An 11,489-nucleotide genomic window follows, 5' to 3' on the forward strand; every position below is an offset into this window, starting at 1 on the left:
ATCGAGCCCCCATGGGTGAGGGCGCTTTGCTTGCGAAGCACTGCTTCGCAAGCGCCCGAACGCACAGCCGCCAGCGGCTGGGCCGGACCCCGGAGGGGGGTTTACGGCATGTCCTGCAGCGGACTGCCCGCGCCTCCCCCACTTTCGCACGAAGGCGCTGACGGAGCGCTTGAAAAACCCTTATTCCGCCAGCATCGCCGCCAGCTTCTCCCGCGCCGGGCCGGCCAGCTTCGGGTTGTCCAGCGCGAAGCGGATCGTCGCCTCGACCAGACCCAGGTGCGTACCGCAGTCGAAACGGGTGCCCTCGAAGCGATAGGCGTCGACCTGTTCGGTCTTCAGCAGCTGCGCGATCGCATCGGTCAGCTGGATCTCGCCACCGGCACCACTGCCGGTCTGCTCCAGCAGTTCGAAGATCTTCGGGCTCAGCACATAGCGGCCGACCACGGCCAGATCACTCGGCGCGTCCTCCGGCTTGGGCTTCTCCACGATCTGCGAGATACGACCCTTGCGGCCATCGAACGCCTCGGTGGCGACGATGCCATAGCTGGCGGTCTTGTCATGCGGCACGTCTTCCACCGCGATCACGCTGGCACCGCTGGCTTCGTTGAGATCGGCCATCTGCTTCAGCGCGCCGGCGCCACGGTTCCAGATCAGGTCGTCCGGCAGCAGCACGGCAAACGGCTCGTCGCCGATCACCGCCTTGGCGCAGAGCACCGCATGGCCCAGACCCAGGGCTTCGGCCTGGGTGACGAACACCGCACGCACGCCGTTGGGCAGCACGTGGCGGATCATCTCCAGCTGTTCCTGCTTGCCGGCGCGTTCGAGCTTCTGCTCCAGCTCGTAGGCCTTGTCGAAATAATCGGCCACCGCGTGCTTGTAGCGGTTGGTGATGAACACCAGCGTGTCGCAGCCCGCTTCAATGGCCTCGTCCACCGCGTACTGGATCAGCGGGCGATCAATGATCGGCAGCATCTCCTTGGGCACGGTCTTGGTTGCGGGCAGAAAACGTGTGCCCAGCCCTGCCACGGGAAATACTGCCTTGCGAATTCGCTTGCTCATTGGTGCCTGTTGGCCTCACGTGCCGGGAAAGGCACGACTTTAGCGGATGAAATGTAAGCGTCCTGTTCGATCGGCGAGAACTCCGGCATCGTCGTGAACAGGATTTCCTGGATGCTGGTGGTGTCGTAGGTGGCGATCGCCTCGCGCAGGCGCGGCACGTTGCCCAGCACCAGGTCGCGCGAGAACGCGCGTACGCCGGCTTCGAGAATTTTCGGATGCGCGGTCGAACGATAATCCTCGTCCGAATAGAACAGCGTCTCGTGCAGCTTCTCGCCGGGGCGCAGGCCGGTGTAGATGATCTGGATGTCCTTGTACGGCTGCTTGCCGGTCAGGCGGATCATCTGCTCGGCCAGCACGCGGATCGGCACAGGCTCGCCCATGTCCAGCGTATAGATGGCGCCATGCGACGCCGAGGCGGCCGCCTGCAGGATCAGCTGGCAGGCCTCGGGGATGGTCATGAAGTAGCGGCTGACTTCCGGGTCGGTGACGGTGATCGGACCGCCCCGCAGGATCTGTTCGCGGAACAGCGGCACCACGCTGCCCGCCGAGGCCAGCACGTTGCCGAAGCGGACCGTGACGAAACGGGTGTGCGTGGACTTCTGGTCCAGGCTCTGGCAGATCATCTCGGCGTAGCGCTTGCTCGCACCCAGCGCGTTGACCGGATCGACCGCCTTGTCGGTGGAGATGAACACGAAATGCTCCACCCGTGCCTCCAGGCACGCGCGGGCCACGTTCTCAGTCGCCAGGATGTTGTTGCGCACCGCTTCGCGCAGCTGCCGTTCCAGCACCGGCACGTGCTTGTAGGCGGCAGCGTGGAAGGCGGTATCGACCGGATGCAGCGACAACGCGTGACGGATCACCGCCGGGTCGCCGCAATCGCCGAGTACGGCCTCGATCTCGACATCGGGGAAGCTGCGGCGCAGCTCGCCTTCGATGGTCAGCAGCAGTAGCTCGCTGATTTCCAGCAGGATGATGCGGCCGGCGCCATGTCGCGCGCACTGCCGGCACAGCTCGGAGCCGATCGAGCCACCGGCGCCGGTCACCATGATGGTGCGTCCGCCCAGCCAGCCCCGGATCAGGTTCCAGTCCGGCATGATCGGCTTGCGCCCCAGCAGGTCTTCGATCGCCACTTCCTTCAGCTGGCCCGGCAACGACTGGCCCTGCAGGATGTCGCTGAGCTTGGGCACGGTGCGGAACGGCACGCCGGTGCTTTCACAGATGGCGACCACCCGCTGCATGCCAGCGGCATCCAGCGATGGAATGGCGATGACCAGCAGCTTGGCCGCGGTTTCGCGCACCACGGTCGGCGCATCGTCCAGCGTGCCCAGGATCGGCAGGCCCTGCAGCTTGGCCCCACGCAGGTGCGGGGCGTCGTCGAGCAGGCCGACCGGCTCGAAATTGCCGGAGCGGCGCAGGTCGCGCACCAGGGTTTCGGCCGCCTGACCGGCGCCCAGAATCAGTACCCGGCGCGCGCTGGAATCGGACTGCAGTGCCTGGTAGTCCTTCCAGGCCCGGTACAACAGGCGCGGTGCGCCCAGCAGCGCCGACAGCGCGAAGGGATAGATCACCAGCACCGACATCGGCACGCCGTCGAAGCGCTTCCACATCAGCACCAGGACGATGGCAACCATGCCGATGAAGCTGGCCTTGAAGATGTTCAGCAGGTCGCTGACGCTGGCGAAACGCCACAGCCCGCGATACAGGCCCACCCGCCAGAACACCAGGCCCTGCAGCAGCAGCACCAGGGTGGTATCGACATTCCAGAGCGGCAAGGCCGGCGCGTTGGGCAGGATCGAGTAGCGACCTGCATGGAGCAACTGCCAGCATGCCCAGACCATGAACAGGTCGTGGCAGACGATGGCCGAACGCGGCATCAGGCCGAGAATTCTGTCCCGCCAGGGTGAAGCCATAAGTCAGGTAGTTCCTTGTCGATGGCGCATTCCATTGCGCAGGAGGAGCCAAAGGACAGTCAGCGCGATGAACCACGCGACCGCCACGACAGCCTCCCACCTCGGCTGCAGATTCGAGCAGACATTGAACACTGTAATACTGAACAGGCCCAAAGCAAAGTACATCCCTGTCACCTGGGGGTGACTGGCTCCTGCCTGCACCGCGCGCTGGTAGACGTGCTGGGTATGGGGTTCCATCCAGCGTTGTCCGGAAATGATGCGCGCCAGCAGTGTGAAGCCTGCGTCCACGAGGAACGGCGAAATGGGCACCAGCAGCAGGATCCAGTTGATATCGGTACGCACGCTGGCGATGGCCAGCACCACGGCGACCGCATAGCCAAGCGCGCCACTACCGACATCGCCCATGAAGATCCGGGCCCGGGGGAAGTTGAACGGCAGGAAACCCAGGCAGGCCAGGCCCAGGGCGATGGCCGCCAGCGAGTACGGCCACGGCAGCACCGGCGCCAGCCCCAGCGCGGCCACCACGGCCTGGCTGGCGGCGATACCGTTGATGCCGTCCATGAAGTTCCAGATGTTGATCAGCGAGGCGGTGAACAGCAGCACCAGCACCGCCAGCAGCCAGCTGCCGCCGTGCACCTTGACCAGCCCCGCCAGCAGCGCGGCGGCGATGAAGTGCACCATCAGCCGGCGCATCGCCGGCAGCGGCCTGTGGTCGTCCCACCAACCAATGCCGGCCACCAGCACCAGCCCGAGGCTGGCCACCAGCAGGCTGGGCGTGGCCTGCGGCCAGGCCCACATGGCCGCGCCGGCGGCCACCAGCAGGCTGATGACAATGGCAATGCCACCACCGCGGGGCGTGGCAACGCTATGGCTGCGGCGCTCGCCGGGCTGGTCCAGCAACTGCCGGCGCACGGCGTAACCGCGCGCCGCCCAGGTCAGCGCGGCGCTGAGCAGCGCAAGCGCCAGCAGCGACGCCATCACAAGCCACGGCATGGATCAGAGCACCGCGTAGTTCAGCAGCGGCTTGACCGTACCCCATTCCTTGCAGCTCGGGCACTGCCAGTGATGGGTGCGCGCACCGAAGCCGCAGCGCGTGCAACGATAGGCCGGGTTGCGTACCAGCAGCTGGTCGGTGATGTGCTTGAGGTCGTGCAGGGTGGCCGTGGAATCGGCACCTTCGGCCAGGGTCAGGTCGATCAGCGCCGACTCGCCGCGCACCGAGGGGCGGTCCTTCAACTGGCGGCCGAGATAGGCCCGTGCCGGCGCCACGCCCTCCTGCTCTTCCATCAGGCGGGTGAGTGCCAGCACCGGGGCGATGCCACGGTAGTGCTCGGTCATTTCCGACAGGAACGCACGCGCGCCCGCCAGGTCGCCCACCTTGCGGTAGTTCTGCATCAGCGCCGGCAGCAGCTCGGGCAGGTACTCGGGGTCGTTGCGGGCGGCACGCTCGAACGCGCGCACGGCCGCTTCGGAATTGCCGGCATCGGTTTCCAGGCGGCCTTCGATGATGCCGGCACGCACCGACATCGCATCGGCCTGGTAGGCGCGGGCGATGGCCGCCCTCGCCTCTTCCAGCTTGCCGGCGCCACGGAAGCGTTCGGCCAGCTCGCACTCGAACTGCCCGATCAGCTTGCCCATCGGCTCGCCGGTGACGTCTTCGAAACGGGTGGCGTTGTCGATCGCCTTTTCCCAGTCACGCTCGGCCTGGTAGATGCCGATCAGATGCTTGAGCGCCTGCGGTGCGCGCTGGTCGAGCTGGGCCAGTTCGGTGAAGACCGTCTCGGCCCGGTCCAGCAGACCGGACTTCATGTAGTCCTCGCCCAGCGCCAGCAGGGCCTGCACGCGCTGCGCGTCACTGAGGTCGCTGCGGTTGACCAGGCCCTGGTGCAGGCGGATGGCACGATCGACTTCGCCGCGGCGGCGGAACAGATGGCCCAGCGCGACCTGGGTCTCGAAGGTTTCCTTGTCCAGCTCGGCGATATGCAGGAACAGCTCGATGGCCTTGTCCGGCTGCTCGTTGAGCAGGTAGTTCAGGCCGCGGAAGTAGGTGCTGGACAGGCGGCTGACCTGGTTGTCACCGTGGCGCTGACCGCCACGCCGTCCGATCACCCATCCGGCCAGAGCGGCCAGCGGGACGAACAGGAAGAACCAGAACCACTCGGTGACGAAATCCATCTTCGATCAGCGTCCATCAAAGGATTGGGGGGAGGCAACCGGTGCCGGCGAGGCGGCAGCGGACTTGTTGGCGCGGCGCAGCTGGCTGTAGAGCGGAATGACCACGCTCACCAGCACCAGGCCGGCACCGACCACGACACCGACCAGCAGCGCGGCGATCAGGGCCACGCCCACCGAGGTGTGCAGTTGGGTAAACAGCAGGTTGATCGACATCGCGGTCATGTTGACCGCACCGATGATCAATCCAAGGATCAGCACCGCCAGCAGGACCAGCATACGAAACACCTTCATGCGAGAGCTCCAGTGGCAGGAGTCCGTAGCTTATCCGACTCGCGGCTGGATTCGCACGCGGTGGCGCGACGGGGCTCAGGCCGGATCGGCGTCCAGCGGCAGCACGCTGCTGACCCGCTCGCGCAGTTCCTTGCCCGGCTTGAAATGGGGAACGTGCTTGCCCGGCAGGGCGACCGATTCGCCGGTCTTCGGGTTGCGACCCAGGCGCGGCGGCCGGTAGTGCAGCGAGAAGCTGCCAAAACCACGGATTTCGATGCGATCCCCGGCGGACAGCGAACCGCCCATCATTTCCAGCAACGACTTTACCGCCAGATCGACATCATCGGCCTTCAGGTGCGCCTGGCGGCGCGCGAGGATTTCGATCAGTTCGGATTTGGTCATCGCCGGCTCACATCAGGGGTCACTCAGCCTGAAACGGCCCGGGCAATGCCCGGGCCGTCCAGGAAACAACGAACAGCTACAGGCCGATATTACTCGGACTTGTTGCCGTTCAGCTGTGCACGCAGCAGCGCGCCCAGCTGGGTGGTGCCGCTGGAAGCCGAAGAGGACTGGTATTCCTCCAGCACTTCGCGCATTTCAGCGTCGTCCTTGGCCTTGATCGACAGCTGCAGGGTGCGGCCCTTGCGGTCCATGCCCACGAACTTGGCTTCGACCTTGTCGCCGACCTTCAGGTGCTGGGTGGCGTCGTCAACGCGCTCGTTGGCGATGTCGCGTGCCGAGACGTAACCTTCGATGCCGTCAGCCAGCTCGATGATCGCGCCCTTGGCGTCGACTTCCTTCACCACGCCTTCGACCTTGGAGCCCTTCGGATTGGCAGCCATGTACTGGCCGAACGGATCCTGCTCCAGCTGCTTCACGCCCAGGGAGATGCGCTCGCGTTCCGGATCGACGGCCAGGACAACAGCGTCCAGGGTGTCGCCCTTCTTGAAGTTGCGAACGACGTCTTCGCCGGTGGTGTTCCAGCTGATGTCGGACAGGTGGACCAGGCCGTCGATGCCGCCGTCCAGGCCGATGAAGATGCCGAAGTCGGTGATCGACTTGATCTGGCCCGACACCTTGTCACCCTTCTTGTGGGTGGCAGCGAAGGTTTCCCACGGATTGGCGGCAACCTGCTTCATGCCCAGCGAGATACGGCGACGCTCTTCATCGACGTCCAGCACCATCACTTCGACTTCGTCACCAACCTGCACAACCTTGGACGGGTTGACGTTCTTGTTGGTCCAATCCATCTCGGAGACGTGCACCAGGCCTTCGACGCCCGGCTCGATCTCAACGAACGCGCCGTAATCGGTGACGTTGGAGACCTTGCCGAAGACGCGGCTGTTGGCCGGGTAACGACGGGCGATGTTATCCCACGGATCTTCGCCCAGCTGCTTCAGGCCCAGCGAAACGCGGTTGCGCTCGCGGTCGAACTTCAGCACGCGCACGTCCAGCTCGTCGCCGACGTTGACGACTTCGGACGGATGGCGCACGCGCTTCCATGCCATGTCGGTGATGTGCAGCAGGCCGTCGATACCGCCCAGGTCCACGAACGCGCCGTAGTCGGTCAGGTTCTTGACGACACCCTTCAGGATCGCGCCTTCCTGCAGCTTGTCCATCAGCTGCTCGCGCTCTTCCGAGTGCTCGCTTTCGACGACAGCGCGGCGCGAGACCACGACGTTGTTACGCTTGCGGTCCAGCTTGATGAGCTTGAACTCGAGCTCCTTGCCTTCCAGGTAGGCCGGATCGCGCACCGGGCGCACATCGACCAGGGAACCCGGCAGGAAGGCGCGGACATCCTTGATGTCCACGGTGAAACCACCCTTGACCTTGCCGCTGATGCGGCCGGTGATGGTTTCGTTCTTTTCCAACGCTTCTTCCAGCTCGTCCCACACCATCGCGCGCTTGGCCTTCTCGCGCGACAGGACGGTTTCGCCGAAGCCGTTCTCGATCGAGTCGAGGGCGACCTTGACGATGTCGCCTTCGGCGACGTCGATTTCGCCAGCGTCGTTACGGAACTGTTCGATCGGCACGATGCCTTCGGACTTCAGGCCAGCGTTGATCACCACGACGTCGCCGCGGACTTCAACAACGGTACCGCTGACGATGGCGCCCGGCTTCAGCTTGGCCAGATTGGCCTGGCTGGCTTCAAACAGTTCGGCAAATGATTCGGTCATTAGATTTACTCTGTTGGACACATGGGTCGGTGGCGTCCCCTTCAGGGGAATGGCGACCGCCCGCCTGTTGGTCGACCCCGGAAACGCAGGTCGTGTGTAGTAGGAAAACCGCCACGCATCATTGCGCGACGGAGCTTGTACAGCACTGCAGTGCGCGACCACCACCGGTATTGCTGGCAGTGCTCCTGCGCGAACGGATCAGGCAGCCGGAACCGGAAGCAGATCCATCACTCTGGCAACGACATCTGCGATGCCGATGCCTGTGGTGTCGATGAGGACAGCATCGTCTGCCGGCTTCAGGGGCGCCACGGTACGCTGAGCATCACGGGCGTCGCGGGCCATGATCTCGCGCAGGAGGTCATCAAAGTTAACAGAAACCCCCTTGTCTTTCAACTGCTTATGCCGGCGCTCGGCGCGCTCCTCGGCACTGGCGGTCAGGAACACCTTGTAGGGGGCGTCCGGGAAGATCACCGTACCCATGTCGCGGCCGTCGGCGACCAGGCCCGGCAATTCCCTGAATGCGCGCTGGCGCTCCTTCAGGGCGGCCCGGACCTCCGGAATGGCGGCAATGGCCGAGGCCAGGGCGCCGGTGGTCTCCAGGCGCAGCTCGTCGGTGGCATCGGTGCCGTTGACCATGACCCGCATGGCCTCACCCTGCTCGACAAACTGAACGTGGGTGTCAAAGGTGCAGCGGACCAGCGCCGAGGCGTCGGAGGTATCGATGTCGGCCCAGCTGGCGGCCACGCCCACCGCCCGGTACAGCGCGCCCGAATCCAGGTAATGCCAGCCCATCCGGCGCGCGACGATGCGGCTGATGGTACCCTTGCCGGCCCCGGATGGGCCGTCGATGGTCAGGACGGGAGCGAGTGGATTCATGGGGGTCCCAGAGCGTGTGAAGGGGTCATTCTAGCCCCTGCCAGACGCCCCCAGCGGGATCTTTTGTGCAACCACTTGAAACCACGAGGAAAAGCCCGGTAGAATGGCGGGCTTGAACGAGCGTCAACTGCCGATTGTCTTTCGCATATCGCGGCCACGCTCCACCCGAACAACTACTGTTTACGCCGAGGTATGCCATGAAAGTCCTGTCCTCCCTGAAGTCGGCGAAGGCCCGTCACCGTGACTGCAAGGTCGTGCGTCGTCGTGGCAAGATCTTCGTCATCTGCAAGTCGAACCCGCGTTTCAAGGCGCGTCAGCGCTAAGCCTCACAGCCTTCCGGCTGCGGCTGGCCCTGCGCGGGGCCGACCCGATGCAAGAAACCGCCTTCGGGCGGTTTTTTGTTTATGCGGCTTTTTCCTGCCGTTTTTGCTGTAATCGCCTTTCTTGACCACTGGGGAGTAGATCGAGATGAAGCGTTACCTGTCCGCATTGGCCGTCCTGGCCACCCTGGCCGCCGCCACACCGGCGCTGGCCGATACCCTGCTTGTCGACCGCGCCCGCGAAAAGCCGGCCGGTGCCCTGCCCGTGCGCGGCCAGAGCATGCAGCAGGTGCAGGCACAGTTCGGCGCGCCGAGCGAACAGCTGCAGCCGCGCGGCGGGCAGAAGCGGCAATGGCCGACCATCAACCGCTGGGTGTACCCGCAGTTCACCGTCTACTTCGAGAAGCAGAAGGTGATCGACGTGGTGGCCAACCAGGCGGACCCGAACGAAATCGGCCCGAAGCCGCCGATCCGTTGATCCCCTTACCCGCCGTGGGCGGGCCTGTGTAGCGAGACCATGAACCAGACCCTTCGTTTTCCTGCCGAATGGGAAGCCCAGAGCGGCGTCCTGATTGCTTGGCCCACCGCCGACACCGACTGGGCCGACCGCCTGGGCCAGGTGGAAGAGACCTACATCGCCCTGGTTGCGGCCATCACCCGCTTCCAGCCGGTGCTGATCTGCGTGGCCGATGACGATGTGGAGACCTATGCCGAAATGCGGCTCCGCTCCAACCGCATCGACATGGACAAGGTGCACTTCACCACGGCCGCCTATGACGATACCTGGCTGCGCGATTCGGGCCCGATCACCCTGCGCCGCGCCGATGGCGGTTTCCAGCTGCTGGACTTCCGCTTCACCGGCTGGGGTGGCAAGTTCGACGCCACCCTGGATGACCAGCTGGTGGGCGTGCTCGACCAGGCCGGCGTGTTCAACGACGCGCCGGTGCGCAGCATCCCGTTCGCGCTGGAAGGCGGCGGCATTGAAACCGATGGTGAAGGCACCCTGCTGACCACCTGGAAGTGCCTGCACGAGCGCCACCCGGACCGCGACCGCGCCAGCCTGAGCGCCGATCTGGCCGACTGGCTGCAGCAGGACCGCGTGCTGTGGCTGGACCACGGTTACCTTGAAGGCGACGACACCGACGCCCACATCGACACCCTGGCCCGCTTCGCCTCGCCCGACAGCATTGTCTACCAGGCCTGCGACGACCAGAGCGACTCGCACTACGCCGAACTGCAGGCGATGGGCAACGAACTGGCTGCGCTGCGGACCAAGGACGGCCAGCCGTACCGCCTGTTCCCGCTACCGTGGGCACAGCCGGTGATCGACGAAGGCCGCCGCCTGGCCGCGTCGTACGCCAATTACCTGATCGTCAACGGCGCGGTGCTGATGCCGGCCTATGGCGACCCGGCCGATGACCTGGCCCGCGACGTACTGGCCCAGGCCCACCCCGGCCGCGAGATCGTGCAGGTGCCCTGCCGCTCGCTGATCTGGCAGAACGGCAGCCTGCACTGCATCACCATGCAGCTGCCGGCAGGGCTGTTGAAGGCCTGAGGGCCTGGCGCCGGGCTCCGCCCGGCACCGCTTTTGTAGAGTCGAGCCATGCTCGACTGCCTTTCCGCGCGATCTGACCGGAGAGCAGTCGAGCAAGCTCGACTCTACGGCTTCGGCGCCTTTGGTAGCGTCGAGCTTGCTCGACGGCCGTTTGCAAGGCGGACGGAGCGCACCCATTCAGCGCGCGACACGCTGGCGCCCGTCATCCGCGCTAACATGCTGGTTTTCCCCCGCAGGAACGCCCCGCATGAACTCGCGCAGCCCCCTTACCGTCGCCCTGATCCAGGAGCGCAACCACGGTGATGCCACCGCCAACCTGGCGGTGATCGAAGCACGCGTGGCCGAGGCGGCTGCCCAGGGTGCCAAGCTGGTGCTGTTGCAGGAACTGCATAACGGCCCGTACTTCTGCCAGCACGAATCGGTGGACGAGTTCGACCTGGCCGAGCCGATTCCGGGCCCCAGCACCGAACGCCTGGGCGCGCTGGCGAAGAAGCATGGCGTGGTGCTGGTCGGCTCGCTGTTCGAACGCCGCGCCGCCGGCCTGTACCACAACACCGCGGTGGTGTTCGAAAAGGACGGCACCCTGCTCGGCAAGTACCGCAAGATGCACATCCCCGATGATCCGGGCTTCTACGAGAAGTTCTACTTCACCCCGGGCGACATCGGCTTCACGCCGATCGATACCTCGGTGGGCCGTCTGGGCGTGCTGGTGTGCTGGGACCAGTGGTACCCGGAAGCAGCGCGTCTGATGGCACTGGCCGGTGCCGAGCTGCTGCTCTACCCGACCGCGATCGGCTGGGACCCGGACGACGTGCAGGACGAGAAGACCCGCCAGCGCGACGCGTGGGTACTGAGCCACCGTGGCCATGCGGTGGCCAACGGTCTGCCGGTGCTGAGCTGCAACCGCGTCGGCCACGAAGCCTCGCCGCTGGGCGCGTCGGGCATCCAGTTCTGGGGCAACAGCCACGTGCTCGGCCCGCAGGGCGAATTCCTGGCCGAAGCCGGTACCGATGCCACCGTGCTGCTGTGCGATGTTGACCTGCAGCGCAGCGAGCATGTGCGCCGGATCTGGCCGTTCCTGCGTGATCGCCGCATCGATGCCTACGGCGACCTGCTCAAGCGCTACATCGACTGAGCCGGAGCCCGC

Annotated in this window: 12 protein-coding genes; 4 read left to right on the plus strand and 8 right to left on the minus strand. The window is 65.4% G+C overall.

Going from position 1 to position 11,489, the window contains the following annotated elements:
• Positions 1–180: 180 nt before the first annotated feature.
• The 8 genes from galU to cmk form a co-directional block, all read right to left on the minus strand.
• Complete coding sequence (gene galU, locus C9412_RS16720) at positions 181–1,059, minus strand: UTP--glucose-1-phosphate uridylyltransferase GalU (RefSeq protein WP_107232676.1); 879 nt, start codon at positions 1,057–1,059, stop codon at positions 181–183.
• Positions 1,056–2,969 carry a nucleoside-diphosphate sugar epimerase/dehydratase gene (locus C9412_RS16725; protein WP_107232677.1) on the minus strand — a complete coding sequence of 638 codons (1,914 nt, stop codon included), beginning with the start codon at positions 2,967–2,969 and terminating at the stop codon, positions 1,056–1,058. Before C9412_RS16725 ends, galU begins: the two co-directional genes overlap by 4 nt.
• A gap of 3 nt (positions 2,970–2,972) precedes the next feature.
• On the minus strand, positions 2,973–3,962 hold the full coding sequence (locus C9412_RS16730; protein WP_107232678.1) for a glycosyltransferase family 4 protein: 990 nt from the start codon (positions 3,960–3,962) through the stop codon (positions 2,973–2,975).
• Positions 3,963–3,965: 3 nt separating this feature from the next.
• Positions 3,966–5,144, minus strand: a complete 1,179-nt coding sequence (lapB, locus tag C9412_RS16735) for a lipopolysaccharide assembly protein LapB (RefSeq protein WP_057498115.1) — start codon at positions 5,142–5,144, stop codon at positions 3,966–3,968.
• A 6-nt stretch (positions 5,145–5,150) separates the two neighbouring features.
• Positions 5,151–5,435, minus strand: coding sequence for a lipopolysaccharide assembly protein LapA domain-containing protein (locus C9412_RS16740; RefSeq protein WP_107232679.1), 285 nt, complete (start codon positions 5,433–5,435; stop codon positions 5,151–5,153).
• Positions 5,436–5,510: 75 nt separating this feature from the next.
• Positions 5,511–5,816, minus strand: coding sequence for an integration host factor subunit beta (locus C9412_RS16745; protein WP_005409286.1), 306 nt, complete (start codon positions 5,814–5,816; stop codon positions 5,511–5,513).
• 89 nt (positions 5,817–5,905) lie between these two features.
• Positions 5,906–7,591, minus strand: a complete 1,686-nt coding sequence (gene rpsA, locus C9412_RS16750) for a 30S ribosomal protein S1 (protein WP_057498113.1) — start codon at positions 7,589–7,591, stop codon at positions 5,906–5,908.
• 198 nt (positions 7,592–7,789) lie between these two features.
• Positions 7,790–8,467: a (d)CMP kinase gene (cmk, locus tag C9412_RS16755; protein WP_065199123.1), complete on the minus strand. Its 678-nt coding sequence runs from the start codon at positions 8,465–8,467 to the stop codon at positions 7,790–7,792.
• 197 nt (positions 8,468–8,664) lie between these two features.
• On the opposite strand from cmk, the gene ykgO reads away from it, so the two are divergent.
• The 4 genes from ykgO to C9412_RS16775 all read left to right on the plus strand — a co-directional run bounded on the left by ykgO (position 8,665) and on the right by C9412_RS16775 (position 11,477).
• Positions 8,665–8,790, plus strand: a complete 126-nt coding sequence (gene ykgO / locus C9412_RS16760) for a type B 50S ribosomal protein L36 (RefSeq protein WP_005409283.1) — start codon at positions 8,665–8,667, stop codon at positions 8,788–8,790.
• A gap of 145 nt (positions 8,791–8,935) precedes the next feature.
• The gene (locus tag C9412_RS16765) at positions 8,936–9,265 is read left to right on the plus strand and encodes a hypothetical protein (RefSeq protein ID WP_057498111.1); all 330 of its coding nucleotides are present in this window, start codon (positions 8,936–8,938) and stop codon (positions 9,263–9,265) included.
• A 39-nt stretch (positions 9,266–9,304) separates the two neighbouring features.
• A complete protein-coding gene (locus tag C9412_RS16770) occupies positions 9,305–10,342 on the plus strand; it encodes an agmatine deiminase family protein (protein ID WP_107232680.1) in 1,038 nt (345 codons plus the stop codon).
• A 247-nt stretch (positions 10,343–10,589) separates the two neighbouring features.
• Positions 10,590–11,477: a carbon-nitrogen hydrolase gene (locus C9412_RS16775; protein WP_107232681.1), complete on the plus strand. Its 888-nt coding sequence runs from the start codon at positions 10,590–10,592 to the stop codon at positions 11,475–11,477.
• The last annotated feature ends 12 nt before the right edge of the window (positions 11,478–11,489 follow it).

The organism is Stenotrophomonas sp. Nf1 (assembly GCF_003028475.1).
Lineage (GTDB): Bacteria > Pseudomonadota > Gammaproteobacteria > Xanthomonadales > Xanthomonadaceae > Stenotrophomonas.